The following is a 20,831-nucleotide window of genomic DNA, read 5'->3' on the forward strand; positions in this document are numbered from 1 at the left end:
TCTTCCGCCGCTGCACCCAGTTCCGCAACGTCTGTGCCTCATCAACGGACAAGGCCAACTCAGGCAGCTTCGGATTCGGCATGCCGCACCCTACAGCTGAACTCGAATTAACGACTCAGGACACTAGAACCCCGCACGCAGCTCGCACCGCCGCGGGTTCTCAGCCGTCTCCTCGCGAGGACAGCGCCGACGTGGTGAATTGGCATTCATGAGGAGGCGATCCCACAGCGAGGGGGCGGCTGAGGTTCCGCCACCCGCACCGCCAAGCAAGCCGCAGTCGTAGTTTTACGGGTTTTACGGTTTGCGGCCCACGCCGCCGGCGATGCACTGGCGGACGAGGTTGAGCGGCTGGAGCCGCGGACCGTCCGGCCACCAGTCGTCGCACAGGACCAGGCCCGGCTCGACCATCTCCAGGCCCGGGAACAGCGCCTGGATCTCCTCCCTGGAGCGGAACCGGCCGCTGCCCATCGGGCTGTGGATGAACTTCTCCTCCATCTTGACGGCCAGCTCCGCGTGCTCCGGCGTGCCCGGGTTGTAGAAGTGCGCGATGGACACGTACGAGCCGGACGCGAGGGCGTCGATGTAGGTGGCCATCTTCTCGCCGCCGTCGTCGCCCAGGTAGTGGTGCCACGTGCCGACGTGCAGCAGCGCGATGGGCCGCTCGAAGTCGAGGAAGTCGCGGATCTCCGGGTGCTCGATGATCTGCTCGGGCTGGAAGATGTCCGCCGCGACGAAGTGGGTGTTCTCGTTCTCCTCGAGCAGCGCCCGGCCGTGCGCGAGCACCACCGGGTCGTTGTCGACGTAGAGCACCTTGGCCTCGGGGTTGACCCGCTGCACCACCTGGTGGGTGTTCTCCGCCGTGGGCAGCCCGGAGCCGAGGTCGAGGAACTGGTCGATGCGGGCCTGCATGGCCAGGAAGCGGCAGGAGCGGATCAGGAAGTCGCGGTTGGCCCAGGCGAGGTCGTTCACCTGGGGCGCCACGGTGCGGACCTGCGCCAGCACCTGGCGGTCGATCTCGTAGTTGTCCTTGCCGTTGAGCGCGGCGTCGTACACGCGCGCGATGCTCGCCCTGGTCGGGTCCACACCTACGGGGACTGCACTCGGATAGGGAGCGGTGGCACCGGACATCGCGGTCTCCCGGGCATATCGAATACGAATGAAATTATCGGACCCCCGTAGGGTAAGGGGCGTACCGCGGCCCGTAAATGCACACCGCACTTGACTGCGGCACACCGCGCTGTAAGTTGGATGGCTGGTGATTTCTGCGAGGAAGGGTCCTTGATGGCTCCCATCGACCTCCCCGGCTCCGAACAGCCCACCGGCCCGACGGCCCGCCGGATGATCCTCGGTACCCAGCTCCGCCGCCTGCGCGAGAAGTCGGGCATCACCCGCGCCAAGGCGGCGTGGGAGATCCGCGCGTCCGAGTCGAAGATCAGCCGCATGGAGCTGGGCCGCGTCGGCTTCAAGGAACGCGACGTCACCGACCTGCTGACCATGTACGGCGTGCACGACCCGGCCGAGCGGGAGTGGGCCGTCAAGATGGTCAAGGAGTCCAACCAGCCCGGCTGGTGGCACCCCTACAACGACCTCGTTCCCAGCTGGTTCGACAACTACATCGGTCTGGAGGAGGCGGCGTCCCGGATCCGCACGTACGAGCTGATGTTCGTGCCCGGGCTGCTGCAGACCGAGCGCTACGCGCGTGCGGTGATCAGCCACGGCGACCCGGACAGCCGGGACGAGGGCGTCGAGCGCAAGGTGGGCCTGCGGATGCGCCGCCAGAAGCTGCTCAACGGGCCGAAACCGCCGCGGCTGTGGGCCGTCCTCGACGAGGCCGTGCTGGAACGCCCGTTCGGCGGCGCCGGCGTGCTCCGGCAGCAGATCGACCACCTGCTGGAGCTGATCGAGATGCCCCACATCACGATCCAGGTGATCCCGTACGACATGAGCGGGTTCGCCGCGGAAAGCGCCTTCTCGCTGCTGCAGTTCGCCGAGCCGGACCTGCCGAACATCGCCTACGTCGAGCACCTCAACGGCGCGCAGTACCTGGAGAAGCCGGAGGACCTGGAGGTCTACGGCCGCGCGTTCGATCGCCTGGCCGTGGACGCGGAAACACCCGATCGGACGCGTCAGATGCTGGTGAAGAAGCGGGAAGAGCTCTAGGCGAAATGGGTGACGACGAGTAGCCGGAACAAGGCCAACCAGGACAGGTTTCATCACCCGATCGAATTACTCTACCCGCGCCATTACTCACGCTCCGACTTGGGATTAGTCTCGGCCATGCACGTGCATTTACGCGTGCAGTCACCAGTGGTAGCTTGATCGCCACAAGGCCAGTGCACGTGCATTTGCACCACGCAGATGCACTGACCCGGAAGGTTGGGGAAGTATGGCTGAGCACATCGTGAACGGCATGCCCGCCGACGCCCTCACCGGCGCTTCCTGGCGCAAGAGCGCCCGCAGCGGCGCCAACGGCAACTGCGTCGAGTTCGCCCAGCTGCCCACGGGCCAGATCGCCGTCAGAAACTCCCGCTTCCCCGAAGGACCCGCGCTCATCTACACCCGCGCCGAACTGGCTGCGTTCGTCGCGGGGGCGAAGGACGGCGAGTTCGACGATGTCCTCAACTGACGCCAAGACCGTCGACGACCGGCTCCAGGACCTCATCTCCCGCGGCTACCAGTTCGTGCACCCGCGCGACGCGAAGGGCGCCGTGATCGCGGTGGTCGGCGTCCGCGCCCACGACTCCGTGATCGACGTCGTCCGGCTCAACGCCGAGGACGACGTGGTCGCCACGCGGATGCCCGGCGACGAGGAGGACATCCTCGCGCCCAAGACCGTGCTGTGGCGCACCGCCGGTGACGCCACGCCGGTGCTGGACCAGCTGCTCGCGCTGCCGGACGCCACCGCGGCCCCGGAGCACGGGACGCCCGCCCGCGGCGGCTGCTGGGTGCCCACCGGCACCGGCCGCGCCACCTGGCTCGCCGCGAGCTGACCGAGCCGCTCCCATGAGGGGGAGTCGACGCCCGGTGGTCAGTGGCCAGCGCCACTGACCACGGGGCGTCACTTCGATCGGCCACGACCTACACTTGAGTAGGCCTGCCCTCGTCTCCAGGGAGCACTTTCGTGGTTTCCCACCACACCGACGACCAGCCCGAACGCGAGCCGCGAGAAGAGTGCGGTGTCTTCGGCGTCTGGGCCCCCGGTGAAGAAGTCGCCAAGATGGCCTACTACGGCCTGTACGCGCTCCAGCACCGTGGGCAAGAAGCCGCCGGCATCTCGGTCTCGGACGGCAAGCAGATCGTGGTCTTCAAGGACCTCGGACTGGTCAGCCAGGTGTTCGACGAGCAGGTGCTCTCCTCGCTGCAGGGGCACATCGCGGTCGGGCACTGCCGGTACTCCACCACCGGGTCCTCGACCTGGGAGAACGCCCAGCCGATGTTCCGCCACACGGCGACCGGCAGCGGCATCTCCTTCGCCCACAACGGCAACCTGGTCAACACCGCCGAGCTGCGGGACCGCACCCTCGACGCGGGACTCAAGCCGCACCGCGAGCTGACCGGCTCCTCCAGCGACTCCGACCTGGTCGTCGGGCTGCTGGCGGACGCCTCCGCGGACCGGGGCACCGAGGCGGCCGCCCTGGAGCTGCTGCCCACCCTGCGCGGCGCGTTCTGCCTGGTCTTCGCCGACGAGTCCACCCTCTACGCGGCCCGCGACCCGCACGGCGTGCGCCCGCTGGTGCTCGGCAGGCTGGAGCGCGGCTGGGTGGTCGCGAGCGAGACCGCGGCGCTGGACATCGTGGGCGCGTCGTTCGTCCGCGAGGTCGAGCCCGGTGAGCTGATCGCGATCGACGCCGAGGGCCTGCGGTCCTCGCGCTTCGCCAGCCCGGAGCCCAAGGGCTGCATCTTCGAGTACGTCTACCTGGCCCGGCCGGACACCTCCATCGCCGGCCGCAGCGTGCACGCCACCCGCGTGGAGATCGGCAAGCGGCTCGCCGCCGAGCACCCGGCCGAGGCGGACCTGGTGATCCCGGTGCCGGAGTCCGGCACCCCCGCTGCGATCGGCTACGCCCAGGCCTCCGGCATCCCGTACGGGCAGGGCCTGGTCAAGAACGGCTACGTCGGCCGCACCTTCATCCAGCCCTCGCAGACCATCCGGCAGCTGGGCATCCGCCTCAAGCTGAACCCGCTGCGCGACGTGATCCGCGGGAAGCGGCTGGTCGTGGTGGACGACTCGATCGTCCGCGGCAACACGCAGCGCGCCCTGGTGCGGATGCTGCGCGAGGCCGGCGCGGTCGAGGTGCACGTCCGGATCGCGTCGCCGCCGGTGCGCTGGCCGTGCTTCTACGGCATCGACTTCGCCTCGCGCGCCGAGCTGGTGGCCAACGGGGCCGACCTGGAGGGCATCCGGCGGCTGATCGGCGCCGACTCGCTCGGTTACGTATCGCTGGACAGCCTGGTCGCCGCGTCCGAGCAGCCGAAGACGCGGCTGTGCACGGCCTGCTTCGACGGCCGGTACCCGATCGAGCTGCCCGACGACGCCCTCATCGGCAAGTACGTGCTGGAGGGGCTGGACCCGGCGGATGCCCGGACCGTCACCCAGGCCGGGTACGGTGCTGAGGATGCCGTCCGGCGTCCGTGAGTCCAGTCGAGTTCAGGAGTCCGCTTGCCGTGAGCGAGTCCACGAGCGCCACCTATGCCGCAGCCGGCGTCGACATCGAAGCCGGTGACCAGGCAGTCGAGCTGCTGAAGCCGCACGCCGAGCGCGCGAGCAGGCCCGAGGTGCTGGGCGGGGTCGGCGGGTTCGCCGGGTTGTTCTCGCTCAAGCTCGACCGGTGGAAGGAGCCGGTGCTCGCTTCTTCGACCGACGGGGTGGGCACGAAGATCGCGGTCGCGCAGGCGCTCGACAAGCACGACACGGTCGGCATCGATCTCGTCGCGATGGTCGTGGACGACCTGGTGGTCACCGGCGCCGAGCCGCTGTTCCTGCAGGACTACATCGCCGTCGGCCGGGTCGTGCCGGAGAAGATCGCCGCGCTGGTCGCGGGCATCGCCGAGGGCTGTGTGCAGGCGGGTTGCGCGCTGCTGGGCGGGGAGACCGCCGAGCACCCGGGCCTGATGGGCGAGCACGACTACGACATCTCGGCCACCGGGGTGGGCGTGGTCGAGGCGTCCGAGGTGCTCGGGCCGGAGCGGGTCCGCCCGGGTGACGTGGTCATCGGCATGGGCGCGTCCGGGCTGCACTCCAACGGATACTCGCTGGCCCGGCACGTGCTGCTGGAGATCGCGCGGATGCCGCTGGAGGGGCACGTCGAGGAGTTCGGCCGCACCCTCGGCGAGGAGATGCTCGAGCCGACCCGGATCTACGCCAAGGACTGCCTGGCGCTGGCCGCCGAAGCCGACGTGCGCACGTTCGCGCACATCACCGGCGGCGGGCTGGAGGCGAACCTGGCGCGGGTGATCCCGGCCGGGCTGCGTGCCGAGCTGGAGCGCAGCACGTGGACGCCGGCGCCGGTGTTCGCGCTGATCCAGCAGCGCGGCAAGGTCGAGCGGGCCGAGATGGAGAAGACGTTCAACATGGGCGTCGGCATGGTCGCGGTGGTGGGGTCCGAGGACGTCGACCGGGCCCTGGCCGTGCTGACCGCGCGGCACGTGCCGGCGTGGGTGCTGGGCGAGGTCCGCACGACCGAGGACGCCGACGCCCCGCGCGCGGTGCTGGCCGGTGACCACCCCCGGTTCTGACCTGCAGGTTTCCCGCCGGCTGGTGATCCCGGCCGCCGAGCTGCGGGAACGCTTCTCGCGCTCGTCCGGGCCCGGTGGCCAGGGCGTGAACACCACGGACTCGCGGGTCGAGCTGTCCTTCGACGTGGCCCGTTCCCCGTCCGTCCCGGACGACCTGCGGCCGCGGCTGCTGGAGCGGCTGCGGTCGCGCCTGATCGACGGGGTGCTGACGATCGCGGCCGGCGAGCACCGCGCGCAGCTGGCCAACCGCGAGGCCGCGCGCGAGCGGCTGGTCGCGGTCCTGCGGGCGGCGGCCGCACCACCGCCCCCGCCCCGGCGCCCGACGAAACCGTCCCGCGGCGCGAAGGAGCGGCGGCTGGCGGAGAAGAAGCGCCGGGGCGACGACCAGCGCGGCCGCCGCGGCCGGTTCGAGGACTAGCTCCGCCGAGCCGCGGCCGAGCTCAGTCCAGGCAGAACTCGTTGCCCTCCGGGTCGGCCATCACGATGTGCCCGAACCCCAACGGCGGGCTCGGCTCATGACGCTCCAGCCGCCTCCCGCCGTGACCGGCCAGCCGTTCGGCTTCCGCTTCCAGCGCTGCCATCCGCGCGGCGCCCTGGAGGCCCGGCGCGGCGCGCACGTCGAGGTGCACGCGGTTCTTCGCCGTCTTGCCCTCCGGCACCTTCTGGAAGAACAGCCGCGGCCCGTTGCCGTCCGGATCGAGCACGGCCGAGGCGTCGTTGCGCCGCTCCGGTGGCACGCCCATCGCCTCCAGCGCCTGCTCCCACGACTCGAAACCGGCGGGCGGGGCCTGCAGCTGGTAGCCGAGGGCCTCCGCCCAGAACGCCGACAGCGCCGCCGGGTCGGCGCAGTCGAAGGTGATCTGGATTTCGCGGGCCACGTCAGCTCGCCTCCTGTCGGATCCGGGTGTGCAGGTGGAGGTCGCGCAGCAGGCACACCTCCGAGAGGTGGTGGATCAGCTCGCGGTTGATGTGCAGGACCAGCGCGGCCATCGGCCACTCGGCGTACGGGCCCTCGGCCTCGCCGCACGGGCGCGCCAGGCCCTCCTCGCCGAGGGACTCGACACCGGCCATCCACATCGCGTACTCCGCGTCGAGCTGGGCCAGCGCTTCGCCCGCGGTCGGCGCGTAGTCGAACGACTGGTAGTCGGTCGGCGTGCGGCCGAAGTGGGCGGCGTTGCGCATGGCGAGCACGCCGACGATCACGTGCCCGAGCCGCCAGGCGATGGTGGTGACCGGGGCCGGGTCGGGTTCCGGGAACGCGAAGTCGATGGTCATCGCCCCGGAGCCGCCCTGCACCGGCGCGGTGCTCGTGCCGCGCGGGCGCACGTTCCAGCTGCCGGGCGCCGGTTCCCAGAAGTACTCGTCGTCGGTGAGCCCGGCGAGGCGGTCACGCAGCTGGTGGGTCCAGTGCCAGTCGATCTGGTCTCGAAGCAGTCGGTTGAGGTCCATGGCGACAGCATGCAACGGATAGCGGACAGATACGTTCCGCAATCTGTGGAACCATTTCACCCATGAGCGTGGAAGCCACCGTCGAGCGCGTGCTGCGGCTACTGGCGCTGCTGCAGCGGCGGCCGTCCTGGACCGCGGCCGAACTCGCCGCGGAGCTGGGCGTCACCGACCGGTCGGTGCGTCGCGACGTGGAGCGGCTGCGCGCGGTCGGCTACCCGGTGCAGGCCACCGCGGGCGTCGGCGGCGGCTACCAGCTCGGCGCGGGCACGCGACTCCCGCCGCTGCTGCTCGACGACGAGGAGGCCATCGCGACGGCGGTGTCCCTGCGGCTCGCCTCCGGTGGCACGGTCGCCGGGGCCGGGGAAGCGGCGCTGCGGGCGCTCGCGAAGCTCGACCAGGTCATGCCGCCGCGGCTGCGCGCCGAGGTGCGGGCGGTGCACGGCGCCACCGAAACGCTCGTCGCCGGGATCGAGATCGACGCGGAAGTGCTGGTGACGCTCGCCCGGGCGTGCCGGGACGCGGAGCGGGTGCGGTTCCGGTACGCCGACCGGAGCAGCGAGGACCACGAACGCACGGTCGAGCCGGTGCGCATGGTCGCCACCAACCGCCGCTGGTACCTGATGGCGTGGGACCTCGACCGCGACGACTGGCGCACGTTCCGGCTGGACCGGATGCGTGAGGTGACGGCGACGACCTGGCGCTTCCGGCCGCGAGAACACCCCGACCCGGTCGCGTACGTGCAGCGATCGGTCTCCGCGGCGCCCTACCGCTACCTCGCCAAGGTGCGGCTGCGGGCCAGCGCCGCGGAGGTGCGGGACCTGGTGCCGCCGCAGATCGCGCGCGTCGAAGAAGACCGCGACGGGTGGTGCCTGCTCGTCGCCGGGGGCGACGACCTGGACTGGCTGGCCGTGCACGTCGCCCGGCTCGGCTTCGAGGCGGAGCTGCTGGAGCCGCCCGAGCTGCGGGAGGCCGCGGCCCGCCTCGCGCGACGGGTCGCCGCGATGGCCGGAGAAGGTGATCCCGGGTCAGCGGGCCATTGACAGCGCGCTGTCCAGCAGCCGCTGGATGTGCAGGCCGCGGTGGACGTCGCACGGGTGGGACGTGGTGCCGGTGTCGATCAGCGCGGCGAAGTCGTCCAGCATCGCGGTGTAGGACTGGCCGGCGCCGCCCTCCTTGCGGCCCAGCGTGCGGTACCCGTGCTCGCCGTACACGGCGAACTCGACCACCGTCGGCCGCAGCGGCAGCCGCAGCGACAACGTCGCCGAACTGAGCGCGCCGCCCTCGTGCTGGAACACGATGTGCCACAGGTCGTGGGGCCCGCGGTGCGCCGAGCGCACCCGCTCGATCGGGCCGAGCGCGGCGTCGAGCAGGTCGACGGCGTGCGGCCCGACGTCGGCCAGGGTGCCGCCGTCCTCCTGCCGCCACGGCGAGGCCGAGTACGGGCCGCCGAGCAGACCGCCGGACAGCCACCGCACGCCACCGCCGCTCCAGCTCCCGGCGGCGGCGAGGCCGGCCAGCCAGTCCCGCGTCGCGGTCGCGTAGCGCAGGGTCAGCATCACCAGGCTCACCACCCCCGCGCCGGACACGGCGTCGGCCAGCCGCTCGGCGCCCGCGACATCGGCGGCGATCGGCTTCTCCAGGATCACGTGCTTGCCCGCCTTGACCGCCTCGACCGCCAGTTCGGCCTGCGTGGCGGGCGGCACCGCGAAGGCGACGGCGTCTACCTGGCCGAGCAGCTCGTCCAGGCTGGTGCAGACCTCGGCGTCGTAGGGCTCGGCCAGCTCACGGCCGGCCTCCACGCGGCGCGTGAACACCGCGCTCAACCGCGTCGCGGGGTGGTCGGCCAGGCCGGGCGCGTGGACGGTGCGGGCCCACGGACCCGCGCCGACCAGCCCGACGCGCAGTGGCTCGTCCACGATCAGCCGTAGGAGTAGAAGCCGCGGCCGCTCTTCTTGCCGAGCAGCCCGGCGTCGACCATGCGCAGCAGCAGCGGCGGCGGCGAGTAGAGGGGCTCCTTGAACTCCTCGTACATCGACTCCGCGATCGCCTTGATGGTGTCCAGGCCGATCAGGTCGGACAGGCGCAGCGGACCCATCGGGTGCGCGGTGCCCAGCTCCATGCCGCGGTCGATGTCCTCGGCCGAGGCGAAGCCCGACTCGATCATCCGGATCGCCGACAGCAGGTACGGCACGAGCAGCGCGTTCACGATGAACCCGGCCCGGTCCTGCGACCGGATCACGGTCTTGCCCAGCGAGCCGGTGGCGTGCTCGTCCGCGCGCTTGACCGTGTCCTCACCGGTCAGCAGCGACGGCACCAGCTCGACCAGCGGCAGCACCGGGACCGGGTTGAAGAAGTGGATGCCGATCACCTGCTGCGGACGGCTCGTCGCCATGCCCAGCTTCATGATCGGGATGGAGGAGGTGTTGGAGGCGAAGATCGCGTCCGGCCGCTCGACGATCTTGTCCAGCGAGCGGAACACCTCGACCTTGGCCTGCTCCTGCTCGATCACGGCCTCGATCACGAGGTCGCGGTCGGCGAAGGAGGCGATGTCGGTGGTGAACGTGAGCCGCCCGAGAGCCGCGTCGGCGTCGTCGGTGGACAGCTTGCCCGCCTTCACCGCACGCTGCAGCGACTTCTCGATGCGGGCACGCCCGGCGTCCAGCGCCGGCTGGCTCACCTCGGTGACCGCCACGTCCGCACCGGCACGGGCGTGCACCTCCGCGATCCCGGAGCCCATCAACCCGGCTCCGACCACGCCTACTCGCTGGATGTCCGCCATCGCACCTCTCCAGTTCCGGCGCCCGACGACGCATGACACAGCACACGAGGGCGGGTTCCGGTCACGACCGGACCCACCCTCGTGTGCTGGTCAGACGTCAACGACGGTAGTCGTCGTACTCGTCGGCGTACGGGTCGTACGGGTCCTCGTACTTCTCGTCCTCTTCCCGAGGATGAGAATTGGAGGACTGTCCTGACAGCTCGCGCTGAAGCGCAGCGAAATCTGTGTCGGGAGTGCTGTACTTGAGCTCTCGCGCCACCTTCGTCTGCTTGGCCTTGGCCCGGCCGCGCCCCATGGCTCGACCCCCTCGCACAGGGAACGGGGCGGCCGGGGGAATCGGCGGCCCCGCATCGTCTCGACAATTGGTTCCTGGTGACACCGTACCCTGTCCGAGGGGTCCAATGCGACGTGGCTTCGTGTGCTTGTCACGACAGTGTCGGCTGTTGCGCCGGTCGGTGGTCGCGAGCGGGCGGCGACGTGCCACGATTCAACGGTGCTCCGACCGTTCGTGGCCTACCTCCGGGTGTATGAGCCCCTGTCCGCGTTCGGCGACCCTCCCCCCGCGGGGCTGCGCAAAGCCGTCGAGCAGGCCCAGCTGAGCCGCGCGGCGGCCGCCGAGCGGGAACAGCTCATGTGGTTGAAGTCACAGACCACCAGCCCGGTCCGGCTGCTGCCGGGCGAGTTGCCCGGCGGGCGGGCGCTGCCGAACCTGGACGTGCTGGTGCTCGACCCGGCCGACGTCCCGACCGACACCGGCGCGAAGGTCGGGCCCGGCCCGCTCGTGTGCCCGCTGGAGGTACGGGCCCGCTCGGCCGCCGCGCTGGTGAGCTTCCTCGGTGACGCGCACCCGTCGCTGCACGCCGCGGTGCTCGACTCGACCGGGGTGAGCGAGGAGAAGCTGAAGGCCAGGGCCAGCTCCGCGCTCGGTGATCTGCCGCAGGCCGCCGTGCACGTCCTGTCCACCACCTGGACCGTGCCGCTGCCGTGGTTCGCGCTGGTCGACCCGAAGCACCGCAGGCTCAACCTGGGCTCCGGCCCGGACGACCCCGAGCGCGAGGTCTCCTGGCGCGTCGCGATGGGCGACGCGACCCAGCGGGTGGCCGAGGCGCGGGAACTGGTGGAGGAAACCCTCGGCGACTCCGGCCCGGCGCGCATCCTGGCCGAGACCGCCCGGTGGCTGACGAACTTCGACCCGGCCTCGGCGGTGGAGCTGGACTACGGCGGGCTGGTGCAGCTGATCGCCGACCCGGTCCTGGAGTCCGACACCAGCGCCGAGGAGGTGCACAGCATCATGGACGCCCTGCGTTCCGGCGACGTCGAGCAGATCGCCGAGCTGTTCACCGACCTGCGCGACTACTGGAGCGAGCTGGCGGCGCGGGAGCACTTCAACTGATCAGTCCGTGACCGCGCCACCGCTGACGGACAGCCGCACGCCGGTGACGAACCGGGCGTCGTCGGAGGCCAGGTAGGACACGGCGGCGGCCACGTCGTCGGGCTCGCCGAGCCGCCCCAGCGGCACCCCGGCCAGGTAGGCGGTGCGGTCCACCCCGGCGTGCCGCTCGACCGGCACCCAGCCCGGCGCCACGGTGTTCACGGTGATCCGCCACGCGGCCAGCTCCTTCGCCGCGGCCCGGGCGAGCCCGAGCTGCGCCGACTTCGCCGTCACGTAGGCCGCGGCCCCGGCCGGCGCCGTCCGTTCCGACTCGGCTCCGATGTGGATGATCCGGCCGCCACCGCGGGCTTTCATCCCGGGCAGCACGCGGCGCTGCAGCAGGACCGGGCTCTTGACGAAGAACTCCAGGTGCGCGAGGTAGTCCGGCCAGTCCAGGTCGGACACCGCGGTGTCCGGCTGCGGCCCGGTGGCGTTGCAGACCAGCACCGCGACCGGGCCCAGCCCGTGTTCGACGGCGCTGATCAGCCGGTCGACCTCGGCGGGGTCGGTCACGTCGGCGGCGAAGGCGGCGGCGCGGCCACCGGTCTCGGCGATCTCGGCGACCACCTCACCCGCGCCGTCGTGATCGCTGCGGTAGTTCACCGCGACGGCGAACCCGTCGCGCGCCAGCCGCCGGGCCACGGCCGCGCCGAGACCGCGGGACGCGCCGGTGACCAGGGCGACGTCAGCCGGCATCGTCCGCGCGTTCGGCGGCCAGCAGGTCGTCCACGGAGGCCGAGCCCTTCGCGTAGCGGGCGGCGATCTCGGCGTTCAGCTGGTCGACCACGGCCTGCACCTCGCGCCGCCGCTGGGACACCGAGGACTCCTCGCCGTTGTAGTCCGCGAGGGTCTCGGCGAGCTTGTCGTCGGAGAGGGCGCCCACGTCGGTCAGGTCGGCGTTGCCCACCAGCGCCTCGGCCTGGCGCCGGTACTCACCGGCACGCGAGGGCTCCAGCTGCTGGTACCGCCCCGACCCGCGGGCCGGGCGCAGCGCGTTGTCGGACAGGATCGTGGCCAGCTGGTCGACGATGCTGCCCCCGCCGGAGCGCCGCCGCTCCTGCTCGGCCCGCACGATGTCGATCCGCGCGTGCAGCAGCCGCCGCAGGTAGGAGAGATCGGTCTCCTCCTGGGCAGCCTCGTCCCGGCGCTCGCGCAGCTGCTCGAGCGACAGGCCGGCGAGGCCGTGCACGTAGCCGGGGTCCAGGACACGGTCGATGCGACGGCGTCCGCCCGGCCGGACTTCGATCACCGGGACATAGTGCTCCATGCCGGGCCCCGGCGCCAGGCCGGGGCGGTATCACCCGCGCAGGCGAGCCGCGGCCTCCCGGCCCGGCGCGGCGCCCTCGGCTGGCACCGAATCGGGGTCGACCGCCGCCTGCACCACCCGGTCCTCGTCCCCGGCGAGCAGCTCGGCGTCGACCGGGGTGGACCGCTTGACCAGGGCCAGCGCGATCGGCCCCAGCTCGTGGTGCTGCGCGACGCTGCCGACCCGCCCGACGACCCGGTCGCCGAGTTTCACCGGATCCCCGGTCTCCGGGTAGATCTCCGGCGAGCCGTCCAGGTGCAGCAGCACCATCCGGCGCGGCGGGCGGCCGACGTTGAACACCTTCGCCACCGTCTCCTGCCCGCGGTAGCAGCCCTTCGCGACGTGCGCGGCGCTGCCGATCCAGTTCACCTCGTGCGGGATCGTCTTCGCGTCGGTGTCCACGCCCAGCCGCGGGCGCAGCGACTCGACCCGCAGCGCGTCGAACGCCCACGTGCCGGCCGGGCGGGCGCCCGCGTCGGTGATGCGGCGCCACCAGCCGGCCAGCTCGTCGCGCGGCACCGCCAGGTCGACGCTGCACCGGCCGGGCCACGGCATGCGCCGGGCGAAGCCGCCGCCCACCGGCACGACGGAGTACGGCTCGGCGCCGAGTTCGATGTCCAAAGCGGACAGCACCCGGTCTGCGTCGGGGCCGAGCACGGTGAGGATCGCCAGTTCGCCGCTGACGTCGGTGATCTCCACCTGCGACCAGAACTTCATCGCTTCGAGGTACTCGCGCAGGGTCTGCTTGCCGCCCTTGGGCAGCGCGCTGGTGGCCTCCGGCCCCGGATCGGTGTCCAGGTACACGGCCTCCCCGGCGTGCGCGAGGACCATGTGCGTGTCGACGTGCCCCTGGCTGTCCAGCACCAGCGCCTCGGTGCCGCTGCCCCCGGCCAGCTCCGTGACGTGCTGGGAGATCACCAGGTGCAGCCACGACAGGCGCTCGGGGCCGGTCACCTTCAGCACCTCGCGGTGCGAGCGGTCGACCACGGCCACACCGCGCGCGGCGGTGCGTTGCTCGGCGAACGGGTCGCCCCAGTGCCAGGGCACGCCCTGCTCGGGGTGGTCGTCCGGCGGCGCGACGGCGCCCGGCGCGGTGAGGAGCGGAGAAACGAGCGGCATACCCCGATGTTAGGTGAGTACGGTTGGCCCATGCGCGTACTCGCTTTCCTGGACGGGACCCTGGCCGACCCCGACACCCCGCACATCCGGGTCGAAGACCTCGGCCTGATGCGCGGCGACGGCGTCTTCGAGACGATCCTGGTCGCCGATGGCAAGGCGCGCGAGCTGCGCCCGCACCTGGACCGGATGGCCCGGTCGGCGTCCATGCTGGACCTGCCCGAACCGGACGACGCGGCCTGGCAGCGCGCCGCGCGGACGGTGATCGACAACTGGTCCGGCAGCCGCGAGTTCGCGCTGAAGCTCGTCTACACGCGCGGCGTCGACCCGGAGGGTGAGCCGACGGCCTTCGCGCTGGGGATCGAAATCGACCCGAAGGTGTTGCGCGCCCGCGAAGACGGGGTCGCGGTGGTGACCCTGGAACGCGGCATCGACCCGGGGCTGGCCGAGCGCGCGCCGTGGCTGCTGCTGGGCGCCAAGTCCCTGTCCTACGCGGTCAACATGGCCGCCGGGCGGGAGGCGGCCCGCCGCGGCGCGGACGACGTCATCTTCACCGCCAGCGACCTCCACTCGGTGCTGGAGGGCCCGACCTCGAACGTGATCGTGGCGCGCGGCGGCACGCTCTACACGCCGCCGCCCGGGATCGGCATCCTGCCCGGCACCACGCAGGCCGCGGTGTTCCGGGCGGCCGAGCGGGCCGGGTGGTCGACCAAGATCGAGATGATCCGGACGCCGGACCTGTTCAGCGCGGACGGGGTGTTCCTCGCCTCCTCGGTGCGGAAGCTGACCCGCGTGCACACCCTGGACCACCAGCCGCTGCGCGACTCCTCGGCGATCCACGCCGAGCTGGCCCAGGCCTACGAAGACCTCTACGCGTAGGGGCGGAAGCGGATCGTCGTGCCCGGCCGGGCCTGCGCCAGCGCGGGCAGCGCCCGGGGCACGACGACGGCGATCACCGGGTAGCCGCCGGTGGTCGGGTGGTCGGCGAGGAACACGACCGGCAGGCCGTTGGGCGGCACCTGGATCGCGCCCGTGATGACGCCCTCGCTGGGCAGCTCCGCGCCCTCGCGCGCGTCGGTGCGGCGCAACGCGGGGCCGTCCAGGCGCAGACCGACGCGGTTGGACTCGCTGGTGACCGTCCACGGCGCGGACAGCTGGTGGGCGGCGTCGCCGAACCAGTCGTCGCGCGGGCCCAGGACGACCGGGACGAGCAGGTCGGGCGGGTTCGGCGGGGCGGTGACGGTGTCGGCGCCGTCCGGGATCCCGCTCGGCTCGCCCAGCGGCAGCACGGCGCCCGGCTCCAGCGGCGGCGGGCCGATCTCGGCCAGCACGTCGCGGGACCGGCTGCCCAGCTCGGGTTCGACGTCGATGCCGCCGGAGACCGCGAGGTAGCAGCGCAGACCGGTGTCCGGCCGTCCGATGGTCAGGGTCTGCCCGGCGGTGAGGTGGACCGGCACGTGTGAGCCGGCCGGGCGGCCGTCCACGGTGACCGCGACGGGCGGGCCGGTGACGGCGACCGTGCAGGACGCGCGGGCGGTCACGGCGAGCCCGCCGAGCAGCGCCTCGATCCCGGCCGCGTCCTCCGGGTTGCCCGCCAGCCGGTTCGCCAGCCGCAGTGCCGGGACGTCGAGGGCGCCGGACGGCGGCACGCCGAGGTGGGCGTGCCCGGGGCGGCCGAGGTCCTGCACGAGCGCGAGCGGACCGGTCGCGACGACCTCCAGCGCGCGGCTCACCGGATCCTCCGGAACCGGACCCGGTCGCCGGGCGCGAGCAGCGCGGGCCGCGACGCGCGGCTGTCGAACAGGACGGCGTCGGTGTGCCCGAGCAGGCGCCACCCGCCGGGCGACGAGCGCGGGTAGACGCCGGTGAACTCGCCGGCGATCGCGACCGACCCGGCCGGGACCCGCGTGCGTGGAGTGTCCAAACGCGACTGCCGGAGCGGTTCGGGCAGGCCGGTGAGGTAGCCGAAGCCGGGGGCGAAGCCGGTGAACGCGACGGTGTAGGTGGCGCCGGTGTGCAGCTCGACCACCTCGTCGACGGTGATCCCGGCGGTGCGGGCGACCAGGTCGAGATCCTCGCCGTCGTAACGCACGTCGATGGTGATCTCCCGCGACTCGCCGCCGTCGGCGGATTCGAGGCCGGCCGACTCGACGAGCTTGCGCGCCTGGGCGAGCCCCGTGGAGCCGGGCCGCGCGGCGATGAGGACGGTGCGCGCGCCGGGCACGACCTCGACGAGATCGGGCAGGCCCGCGGCGACCACGACGGCGCGGACCGCGCTCATCTCGTCCAGCGACTCGCACTCGACGAGCGCGGCGTCCGGGCCGTAGCGCAGCCAGCGCACCGGCGCTAGCCCACGACGCGCTTGAGGTAGAGGGAGATGTGCGGCTGCATGGACTGGCCGACCATGGCGCGCTCCTCGACGTAGCCGAGGTCTCCGTTGTTCACCAGGCCGTAGAGCCGCTGCGCGCCGGTGACCTCCTTGGCCGTGGAGGTGCGCACGACCGCGTCGGTGCCCAGCTCCCAGGACGTCTGGGTGCGCGGCTTGCCGTAGAAGACCTCGATGATGCCGGTGTTGTGGGCCAGCAGCAGTTCGAGCGTGTCGTCGGCCTGCGGGCGCCACCAGCCGACCTCGCGGGCGGCGGCGCGGACCACGTTGCCGTCGTCGTCGAGCAGCCAGGAGCGGGCCTCGTGGTAGAGGAACGGGCGGCCGTCGTGCGCGATGGTGAGCTGCTGGGCGATCCGGCGGGGACCCTCGATGGTCGGGTAGTTGACCTCGCCCTCGCCGCGCCACACGCCGACGAGCGGCAGCAGCGCCAGGCAGGCGTCGTTCAGGTTCGCGCCCTCGCGCAGGTTCGCGGTGTCCACCGGGATCGGCAGGTCGTCGAACTGCGGCAGGTTGCGCCCGCGCGTCGACTCGGCCCGCTCGGCGGCGGCCGCGACGGCGTCATCGCCGGAGGTCATCGGTCAGCGCTGGTCGGCGTACAGCCGGTAGACGACGTACACGGTGAACCAGAGGATCGCGATGGCGGCGAGCACCAGCAGCGTCGTAAACAGGATCTCCACGCCCAGCAGGATAGCCGCTGCCAGGGCGTTCATTCGCCCCGCACCCGCGTGGCGAGCACCACGCCCGCGGCGAGCGTGACCATGCCGGCGACGGCGAGCAGCACCAAGACGACCACGACCGGGGTCGAGCCGGCGAACCCGGCCGCTGACCGCGCGCCGCGGAGGCCGCGGGCGGCGGGAATCAGACACCTCCCGCACGATGGCCCACTCGCGGCCCCACGAAAGGGCCCAGCCGCGGCCACACCAGAGGGCCGGGCGCGCCCGCACGAGCCAGCCGCTCGTATCCGCACGAGAGGGCCAGTCGCGGCCGCTCTGCACGAACGGCCACTCGCGGCCCCACGAAAGGGCCCAGCCGCGGCCACACCAGAGGGCCGGGCGCGCCCGCACGAGCCAGCCGCTCGTATCCGCACGAGAGGGCCAGTCGCGGCCGCTCTGCACGAACGGCCACTCGCGGCCCCACGAAAGGGCCCAGCCGCGGCCGCCTGCCGCGGGGCCCTGCAGGTACTGCGAGGGCCGTGTTCTTGAACCACTTCCTGGCGTCCCCGCCGAGCTGCTGAAGCTGACCGAAGGCCCACCCGTGGAACGCGGGTGGGCCTTCGGAAAAGGGGGGTGTCAGCCGACCGAGATGGCGACCTGGTGCAGGCCGGGGCCCTCGGCGGTCACCGAGGCCTCGCCGTTGCCCGAGCGGTGCAGGGCGCGCACCGTCCAGGCTCCGGGCGCGGCGTAGAACCGGAAGTCGCCCTCGGGGGAGGCCTGGACCTCGCCCGCGAAGTCGCCGTCACCGTTCAGCAGGCGCACGTAGGCACCGCCGATCGGGCCGTCGCTGCCGGTGACCTTGCCGGCCACCACGACCTGCCCGTTCGTGTCGATGTCCGCGGGCGTCGCCGTCTGCACCGGCGCGCCGCAACCGTCAGCACTCATCGTCACTTCCCCGTTCCGGTTTCGATCGGCACGCCGACCAGCGAGCCGTACTCGGTCCACGATCCGTCGTAGTTCTTCACGTCCTCGAGCCCGATCAGCTCGTGCAGCGCGAACCAGGTGTGGCTGGACCGCTCACCGATGCGGCAGTAGGCGATGGTCGCCTTCGAGGTGTCCAGGCCGGCCTCCGCGTACAGCTCCTTGAGCTCCTCGGCGGTCTTGAAGGTGCCGTCCTCGTTCGCGGTCTTGGCCCACGGCACGTTCAGCGCCGTCGGGATGTGACCGCCGCGCTGCGCCGACTCCTGCGGCAGGTGCGCCGGGGCCAGCAGCTTGCCGGAGAACTCGTCGGGCGAGCGGACGTCGACCAGGTTCTTGGTGCCGATCGCGTCGACGACCTCGTCGCGGAAGGCGCGGATCGAGGTGTCCGGCTCCTTGGCGACGTAGTTGGTGCGCTCGCGCTTGACCTCCTCGGAGGTCAGCTCGCGGCCGTCCAGCTCCCACTTCTTGCGGCCGCCGTCGAGGAGCTTGACCTTGTCGTGGCCGTACAGCTTGAAGTACCAGTAGGCGTACGCGGCGAACCAGTTGTTGTTGCCGCCGTACAGGACGACCAGGTCGTCGTTGGAGATGCCCTTCTCCGACAGCAGGGCCTCGAACCCGGCCCGGTCGACGAAGTCGCGGCGGACCGGGTCCTGCAGCTCGGTCTTCCAGTCGATCTTGACCGCACCGCGGATGTGGCCGCCGTCGTAGGCGGTGGTGTCCTCGTCCACCTCGGCGAAGACCACGCCGGGGGTGTTCAGGTTCTCCTCGGCCCACTGCGTGGTGACCAGGACGTCTTCACGGCTCATGAGAGCACTACTCGCTTTCTTCTTCTCGTGGGTGGACTTGTCAGGAAGCCTGGCTCGGCGCCACGCGCCGGATCAGGAGGTACATCTCGCAGCCGAGGCAGAAGTTGAAGGCCGCGTTGAGGAAGGCCGCGAACAGCGCGAACGCCGTCGCGACGATGCCGAGCGCGGTGACCCCGGTGGCGTAGCCGATGGTGCCGACCAGGGCGAACACGAACCCGACCCCCTGGGCGAACCGCAGCGGCGCCGCGTCCTCCCGCTCGGACGTCGGCGCGAGCCGCGGCGCCACGAGGTAGCGGTAGATCAGCGAGTACGGGGCCGGTTTCAGCCCGACGAACGCACCGATCGCGAACACGACCGTCTGAACGGCCAGCAGCGGCCACCATCCGGTGATGAGGACCACCGCGAGCACGATGGTGGTGATGACGGCCGCGAAACGCGGTCCACGGGGATCGACGGCTGGGCCTGCTGACATGTCACCTCCCTGGCGGGGCGCGCGTGAGCGCGCGTCGGAACGGGATTTTTCCGGCGGGGGGAGTGCGGGTACGGCCGAGGCGGACCCGCTAGAGCAGACACAGGCTGCTGCGCACGCGGCAGAAGTCGACCGCGCGACGTTGCGTCAGCAGAGTGAGTGGCAGCCTGCACACGAGCGTCAGGCTACCCGGACGTCCCTGAAAGTGGGAGGGGTGTCCACCCAGTGAGAGCATTCCCACCATCCAGGAAAATAATTTCGCGCAGCTCAGCGGACGTGACGCCATCGGGGCGGGCACCGCGGTCGACTGGAACAGGTTCTAGTTCTGTTGATCCGGCCCCGCCCACTGGCGGCCGCGCCGCCTACTCCGCGACGCGCGAGGGCAGGTGCGGCCGCAGCGCCTCGAGCAGCGCGGGAGCCTTCGGCACGCCGCCGACGCGCAACAGCTCGGTGCCGTCGGCGCGGTAGGCGATCGTGGTGGGCGTGCGCAGCACACCCAGCGCCTGCGCGACCTCCGGCTGGTTCGTCACGTCCAGGTCGACGTGGTTCAGGCCGTCGGTGCGCTCGGCCAGCGGGCCGAGCAGGGCGCGGGTGTGCCGGCACGGGGTGCAGAACGTGGTGGAGATCTGCACCAGGGTGACCTCGGCGCCGGTGTCCAGCGCCGCCGCGACGGGCGCGGGCAGGCCGGCCGCCGGCGCGCGACGAGCCGACCGGACGCGCCCGTTGCGCGCCTTGAGCAGCCCGCCGGCGACGGCCGCGACCACCAGCGTGCCGAGCACGACCCACACGCCCGTCATCAGCGCCTCACCCTCCGGTTGAGCTGGTCGCCCCGCTGAACGTCACGTTCTTGGCCTCGCCCTTGATGGTGACCGAACCGCTGTTCACCTGTACCGCCGTCGGGGTGACCTCGAACGGGAGGTTGCCGGTGTCGATCGTGGCCTTGAAGTTCGGCAGCAGGGCCTGCTGCACTGCTTCCGGAACAACGGTCGTCTCCTTGTCATTCCCGTACTGCAGCCGCTTGGGGACGATGTCGATCGCGGTGCCGTGCAGCTCGATCATGGCGAAGCAGAAGATCTCGATGCGCTGGCCGGCGATCTGCACGTACCCGGAGATCCGGATGCCGGCCTTCGACTGGTCCTGCTCCTCCTCGGTCGTGCCGTCCTGGCCCTGCTGGTCGCCGGCGCCGCTGTCGGTGCCGCTCTCGGCGTCCTGGCCGGTCTCCACGTACTCGATGCTCGACGGCTCGATCCGCAGGTCCTCGATCTTGGTCAGCGGGTCCACCTTGTTGATGTCGCTGGCCTTGATCGTCACCTGGGCCTCCAGGCGGCCGATCCGGATCGCGTCGGTGTTGCCGTTCACCAGGTCCGACAGCGGCGCGGTGACGTCGTAGAGGTCGGCCGTCACACCCACGTCCCGCAGGTCCTTGATCGGCACCCCGGACGCGGACAGCGCGATGTGGCCGTAGTCGCCGCCGATCGCCTGGGTGGTGAACGGGAAGCCGTGGATCGTCACGGACGGGTCGTCGGTCAGCTTCAGCTGTTCACGGGCCTTCTGCGACACCGTGTGCTCGGCGAACGCGGCGAGCCCGAAGTCGGCCCCGACCAGCAGCGCGAGCAACACGACGAGACTGATGACGATGCGCCGGGCGCGGCGTCCACGGCGGCTCGGTCCCGCTGGTGGCACGGCTCGATCCTGGGTCGCAGGTCTGCTCACTCTTG

Annotated in this window: 27 protein-coding genes; 10 read left to right on the forward strand and 17 right to left on the reverse strand. The window is 71.8% G+C overall.

What is annotated here, in order from left to right; translation table 11 throughout:
* A partial coding sequence (locus D0D15_RS36665; protein WP_205414116.1) for a hypothetical protein occupies positions 1–212 on the forward strand: 212 nt, incomplete at its 5' end.
* An 82-nt stretch (positions 213–294) separates the two neighbouring features.
* Here the strand turns inward: D0D15_RS36665 and D0D15_RS25830 are convergent.
* The gene (locus D0D15_RS25830; RefSeq protein WP_094003150.1) at positions 295–1,128 is read right to left on the reverse strand and encodes an SAM-dependent methyltransferase; all 834 of its coding nucleotides are present in this window, start codon (positions 1,126–1,128) and stop codon (positions 295–297) included.
* Positions 1,129–1,281: 153 nt separating this feature from the next.
* Between D0D15_RS25830 and D0D15_RS25835 the strand changes: the two genes are divergently transcribed.
* From D0D15_RS25835 to arfB, 6 genes are all read left to right on the forward strand, one after another.
* Complete coding sequence (locus D0D15_RS25835) at positions 1,282–2,160, forward strand: helix-turn-helix domain-containing protein (protein WP_094003151.1); 879 nt, start codon at positions 1,282–1,284, stop codon at positions 2,158–2,160.
* 226 nt (positions 2,161–2,386) lie between these two features.
* On the forward strand, positions 2,387–2,626 hold the full coding sequence (locus tag D0D15_RS25840; protein ID WP_094003152.1) for a DUF397 domain-containing protein: 240 nt from the start codon (positions 2,387–2,389) through the stop codon (positions 2,624–2,626).
* Positions 2,613–2,990 carry a hypothetical protein gene (locus D0D15_RS25845; RefSeq protein ID WP_094003153.1) on the forward strand — a complete coding sequence of 126 codons (378 nt, stop codon included), beginning with the start codon at positions 2,613–2,615 and terminating at the stop codon, positions 2,988–2,990. Before D0D15_RS25840 ends, D0D15_RS25845 begins: the two co-directional genes overlap by 14 nt.
* 131 nt (positions 2,991–3,121) lie before the next feature.
* The gene (purF, locus tag D0D15_RS25850) at positions 3,122–4,636 is read left to right on the forward strand and encodes an amidophosphoribosyltransferase (RefSeq protein ID WP_094003154.1); all 1,515 of its coding nucleotides are present in this window, start codon (positions 3,122–3,124) and stop codon (positions 4,634–4,636) included.
* A 29-nt stretch (positions 4,637–4,665) separates the two neighbouring features.
* Positions 4,666–5,736, forward strand: a complete 1,071-nt coding sequence (gene purM / locus D0D15_RS25855) for a phosphoribosylformylglycinamidine cyclo-ligase (protein ID WP_094003155.1) — start codon at positions 4,666–4,668, stop codon at positions 5,734–5,736.
* On the forward strand, positions 5,717–6,154 hold the full coding sequence (arfB, locus tag D0D15_RS25860; RefSeq protein WP_115944798.1) for an alternative ribosome rescue aminoacyl-tRNA hydrolase ArfB: 438 nt from the start codon (positions 5,717–5,719) through the stop codon (positions 6,152–6,154). The genes purM and arfB overlap by 20 nt, the downstream gene beginning before the upstream one ends.
* Before the next feature lie 22 nt (positions 6,155–6,176).
* Here the strand turns inward: arfB and D0D15_RS25865 are convergent, their stop codons facing one another.
* Together D0D15_RS25865 and D0D15_RS25870 are read right to left on the reverse strand one after the other, a co-directional pair.
* On the reverse strand, positions 6,177–6,614 hold the full coding sequence (locus D0D15_RS25865; protein ID WP_094003157.1) for a VOC family protein: 438 nt from the start codon (positions 6,612–6,614) through the stop codon (positions 6,177–6,179).
* A gap of 1 nt (position 6,615) precedes the next feature.
* A complete protein-coding gene (locus tag D0D15_RS25870) occupies positions 6,616–7,185 on the reverse strand; it encodes a DinB family protein (protein ID WP_094003158.1) in 570 nt (189 codons plus the stop codon).
* A gap of 62 nt (positions 7,186–7,247) precedes the next feature.
* Between D0D15_RS25870 and D0D15_RS25875 the strand changes: the two genes are divergently transcribed.
* A complete protein-coding gene (locus D0D15_RS25875) occupies positions 7,248–8,225 on the forward strand; it encodes a helix-turn-helix transcriptional regulator (protein ID WP_115944799.1) in 978 nt (325 codons plus the stop codon).
* Here the strand turns inward: D0D15_RS25875 and D0D15_RS25880 are convergent.
* The 3 genes from D0D15_RS25880 to D0D15_RS25890 form a co-directional block, all read right to left on the reverse strand.
* On the reverse strand, positions 8,211–9,101 hold the full coding sequence (locus D0D15_RS25880; RefSeq protein WP_094003160.1) for a Gfo/Idh/MocA family protein: 891 nt from the start codon (positions 9,099–9,101) through the stop codon (positions 8,211–8,213). The two genes, D0D15_RS25875 and D0D15_RS25880, sit on opposite strands and share 15 nt — an antisense overlap.
* A 2-nt stretch (positions 9,102–9,103) precedes the next feature.
* Complete coding sequence (locus D0D15_RS25885) at positions 9,104–9,964, reverse strand: 3-hydroxybutyryl-CoA dehydrogenase (protein ID WP_094003161.1); 861 nt, start codon at positions 9,962–9,964, stop codon at positions 9,104–9,106.
* Between the two features lie 97 nt (positions 9,965–10,061).
* The gene (locus D0D15_RS25890; protein ID WP_017985773.1) at positions 10,062–10,259 is read right to left on the reverse strand and encodes a DUF3073 domain-containing protein; all 198 of its coding nucleotides are present in this window, start codon (positions 10,257–10,259) and stop codon (positions 10,062–10,064) included.
* 198 nt (positions 10,260–10,457) lie between these two features.
* On the opposite strand from D0D15_RS25890, the gene D0D15_RS25895 reads away from it, so the two are divergent.
* A complete protein-coding gene (locus tag D0D15_RS25895) occupies positions 10,458–11,357 on the forward strand; it encodes a DUF8083 family protein (protein WP_094003162.1) in 900 nt (299 codons plus the stop codon).
* On the opposite strand, the gene D0D15_RS25900 is transcribed toward D0D15_RS25895, so the two are convergent.
* The 3 genes from D0D15_RS25900 to ygfZ are packed head-to-tail and all read right to left on the reverse strand — an operon-like array spanning position 11,358 to position 13,821.
* Positions 11,358–12,092 (reverse strand): SDR family NAD(P)-dependent oxidoreductase, encoded by a 735-nt coding sequence (locus D0D15_RS25900; RefSeq protein WP_094003163.1) that lies wholly within the window; start codon positions 12,090–12,092, stop codon positions 11,358–11,360.
* Entirely contained in the window at positions 12,082–12,645 is a 564-nt protein-coding gene (locus D0D15_RS25905; RefSeq protein ID WP_094003164.1) for an RsiG family protein, read from the reverse strand. The genes D0D15_RS25900 and D0D15_RS25905 overlap by 11 nt, the downstream gene beginning before the upstream one ends.
* 48 nt (positions 12,646–12,693) lie before the next feature.
* A complete protein-coding gene (gene ygfZ, locus D0D15_RS25910; RefSeq protein WP_094003165.1) occupies positions 12,694–13,821 on the reverse strand; it encodes a CAF17-like 4Fe-4S cluster assembly/insertion protein YgfZ in 1,128 nt (375 codons plus the stop codon).
* Positions 13,822–13,851: 30 nt separating this feature from the next.
* Between ygfZ and D0D15_RS25915 the strand changes: the two genes are divergently transcribed.
* Positions 13,852–14,697 (forward strand): aminodeoxychorismate lyase, encoded by an 846-nt coding sequence (locus D0D15_RS25915; protein ID WP_094003166.1) that lies wholly within the window; start codon positions 13,852–13,854, stop codon positions 14,695–14,697.
* Here D0D15_RS25915 and D0D15_RS25920 read toward each other — a convergent pair.
* The 8 genes from D0D15_RS25920 to D0D15_RS25955 all read right to left on the reverse strand — a co-directional run bounded on the left by D0D15_RS25920 (position 14,688) and on the right by D0D15_RS25955 (position 20,796).
* Positions 14,688–15,551 (reverse strand): 5-oxoprolinase subunit C family protein, encoded by an 864-nt coding sequence (locus D0D15_RS25920; protein ID WP_094003167.1) that lies wholly within the window; start codon positions 15,549–15,551, stop codon positions 14,688–14,690. The genes D0D15_RS25915 and D0D15_RS25920 overlap by 10 nt on opposite strands.
* Positions 15,548–16,159 (reverse strand): 5-oxoprolinase subunit PxpB, encoded by a 612-nt coding sequence (gene pxpB, locus D0D15_RS25925; RefSeq protein WP_094003168.1) that lies wholly within the window; start codon positions 16,157–16,159, stop codon positions 15,548–15,550. Before pxpB ends, D0D15_RS25920 begins: the two co-directional genes overlap by 4 nt.
* 5 nt (positions 16,160–16,164) lie before the next feature.
* Positions 16,165–16,779 (reverse strand): heme-binding beta-barrel domain-containing protein, encoded by a 615-nt coding sequence (locus D0D15_RS25930; protein WP_094003169.1) that lies wholly within the window; start codon positions 16,777–16,779, stop codon positions 16,165–16,167.
* Positions 16,780–17,493: 714 nt separating this feature from the next.
* Positions 17,494–17,802, reverse strand: coding sequence for a DUF1416 domain-containing protein (locus D0D15_RS25935; RefSeq protein WP_094003170.1), 309 nt, complete (start codon positions 17,800–17,802; stop codon positions 17,494–17,496).
* A 2-nt stretch (positions 17,803–17,804) separates the two neighbouring features.
* The gene (locus D0D15_RS25940; protein ID WP_094003171.1) at positions 17,805–18,644 is read right to left on the reverse strand and encodes a sulfurtransferase; all 840 of its coding nucleotides are present in this window, start codon (positions 18,642–18,644) and stop codon (positions 17,805–17,807) included.
* 40 nt (positions 18,645–18,684) lie between these two features.
* Entirely contained in the window at positions 18,685–19,116 is a 432-nt protein-coding gene (locus D0D15_RS25945) for a DUF4395 domain-containing protein (protein ID WP_094003172.1), read from the reverse strand.
* A gap of 359 nt (positions 19,117–19,475) precedes the next feature.
* Positions 19,476–19,910, reverse strand: coding sequence for a TlpA family protein disulfide reductase (locus tag D0D15_RS25950; protein ID WP_094003173.1), 435 nt, complete (start codon positions 19,908–19,910; stop codon positions 19,476–19,478).
* Between the two features lie 7 nt (positions 19,911–19,917).
* Entirely contained in the window at positions 19,918–20,796 is an 879-nt protein-coding gene (locus tag D0D15_RS25955; RefSeq protein ID WP_162830662.1) for an LmeA family phospholipid-binding protein, read from the reverse strand.
* Positions 20,797–20,831 lie beyond the last annotated feature (35 nt).

Source organism: Amycolatopsis thermalba, from assembly GCF_003385215.1.
GTDB lineage: Bacteria > Actinomycetota > Actinomycetes > Mycobacteriales > Pseudonocardiaceae > Amycolatopsis_E > Amycolatopsis_E thermalba.